This is a genomic window from Paenibacillus xylanexedens, from assembly GCF_007676705.1.
Classification (GTDB): domain Bacteria; phylum Bacillota; class Bacilli; order Paenibacillales; family Paenibacillaceae; genus Paenibacillus; species Paenibacillus xylanexedens_C.
In genome coordinates, this window is sequence record NZ_VEBF01000049.1 from 1 (window position 1) to 387 (window position 387).

1 protein-coding gene is annotated in these 387 nt (G+C 48.1%); it reads right to left on the reverse strand.

Annotation, left to right across the window (positions count from 1 at the left end; translation table 11 throughout):
• A partial coding sequence (locus tag FS628_RS33185) for an AAA family ATPase (protein ID WP_186328022.1) occupies positions 1 to 309 on the reverse strand: 309 nt, incomplete at its 3' end.
• Between the last annotated feature and the right edge of the window lie 78 nt (positions 310 to 387).

Genomic DNA, 387 nt, shown 5'->3' on the forward strand with positions numbered 1-387 from the left:
GTGGAATTGGAAGGGATTGTGTGTGGGGAGGAGAAAGAAGGGGGGTGGGAAGGGGTAGGTTGTGTGATGGAGGGTAATAGGTGGTTGGTGGATTGGGTGGAGAAGGGGAGAGTGGGTAGGGGGTGAAGGAGGATTTATTTGATGGGGGAGGAGAATGTTGGAGATGAGAGGTCGGGGGCGAAAGTTGAATTGGGGTGTATGGGGTTGATAGATTGAGGTGGGGGTAAGGTGTGGGGTGATTTTGGTTTTAGTTTGGTTTTTGTTGTCTAAGCTGATGAGGAAAGCGATGATGGAATTAAGGAAACTGATGGGGAAAAGGAAATCTCATCGTTTTGTGATGATGAAGACTGAAGTAAGGAGGGAAGTGGAGGAGATTGGAATGCTTTA